At 71.8% G+C, this 1622-nt stretch carries 1 protein-coding gene; it reads left to right on the plus strand.

Features of this window, described 5'->3' with window-relative positions:
• The first annotated feature begins 121 nt into the window (after positions 1 to 121).
• On the plus strand, positions 122 to 1507 hold the full coding sequence (locus tag MXD61_RS05590; protein WP_248811775.1) for an IS1380 family transposase: 1386 nt from the start codon (positions 122 to 124) through the stop codon (positions 1505 to 1507).
• Positions 1508 to 1622: the final 115 nt, after the last annotated feature.

The raw sequence follows: 1622 nt of genomic DNA on the forward strand, positions 1-1622 counted from the left end.
CCTCGGGCTTTCACCGGGGTGATCGTCTGTTGGGTTGCCGCAAAGAGGAAAGTGCTCCTGGCCAGGGAGGATCGGGCTTGTCGAGGGCCTGATCGATCCCGTACCAAGGAGCACCTTCGCGGTGAAGCTTACCGGTGTGTACCCGTCTGTCTTCGTCGACACCGCGGGGCGGGGTGTCGTGTCGTCGGCCGGGGGGCTGCTGCTGACCGAGACGGTCCGGGTGTCCGGGCTCGCTACCGGGTTGTCCGAGGCGCTCGCGCCGTGGCGTGCGCCGACGGCAACGCATGACCCGGCGAAAGTACTCCTCGATCTGGCGGTCAGCCTCGCGCTCGGTGGCGACTGCTTGGCGGATATCGCGCTGCTCCGGGCCGAGCCGGAGCTGTTCGGGCTGGTGGCCTCGGACCCGACGGTGTCGCGGGCCCTCGACCGGCTCGCTGGCGACGCCGACAAGACGCTGGCCGCGATCGACCGGGCACGATCGGCCGCACGCGCCCACGTGTGGTCCCACGCTGGTTCGCACGCGCCCGACCATCAGGTGTCAGCCGATGCTCCGCTGGTCGTGGACCTCGACGCCACCCTGGTCACCGCCCATTCGGAGAAAGAGGACGCCCGGGCGACGTTCAAGAAAGGGTTCGGGTTCCATCCGCTGTGGGCGTTCATCGACCACGGCCCAGCCGGTTGCGGTGAACCCGCGGCGGTGCTGCTGCGCGCGGGTAACGCCGGGTCGAACACCGCCGCCGATCACATCACCGTCGCCACCCGGGCGCTGGCCCAGCTCCCGGCCCGGCTACGCCGCTGCCGCAAGGTCCTGATCCGCGCCGACTCCGCCGGCGGCACCCACGCGTTCCTGGCCTGGGCGCACAGGCGCAGGCTGGCATATTCGGTCGGGTTCACCCTCCCCGACAACGCCGCAGACCTCATCGCCGGTCTCCCGGCGGCGGCGTGGACACCGGCCTACGACGCCGACCGGCAGCCCCGCCCCGGCGCGTTCGTCGCCGAACTCACCGGCCTGATGGACCTGGGCGGCTGGCCCCCGGGCCTGCGGGTCATCGCCCGCAAGGAACGCCCGCACCCCGGCGCACAGCTGCGGATCACCGACGTCGACGGGAACCGGATCACCGCGTTCGCGACGAACACCACCCGCGGGCAGCTCGCCGACCTCGAACTACGCCACCGCCGCCGGGCCCGCTGCGAAGACCGCATCCGCAACGCCAAAGACACCGGCCTGAGCAACCTGCCGCTCCACGACCTCGACCAGAACAGGATCTGGTGCGCCATCGTCGCGCTCGCCTGCGACCTGATCGCCTGGACCCAGATGCTCGCCCTCGCCGACCAGCCCGCCCGGCGCTGGGAACCGAAACGGCTACGCCACCGACTGTTCTCGCTGGCAGGCCGACTCGCCCACCACGCCCGCCGCACCACCCTGCACCTGCCCGCCCATCACCCCTGGGCCCCACTCGCCCTCCACGCGATCACCACCCTGCGCGCACTACCCGCCCCCGGATAACCCGCGGCCACAGACCTCCCACCCCACCAACCAGAAGGAACACCCCCGGACGTGGACCGGGCACCCCACCCCGCGCGACAGCCGGGGCACCCCGCCACGGCCACACCCAGACCAA

Origin of the sequence: Frankia sp. AgPm24 (assembly GCF_023243055.1) — a bacterium.
Taxonomy (GTDB): Bacteria; Actinomycetota; Actinomycetes; order Frankiales; family Frankiaceae; genus Frankia; species Frankia umida.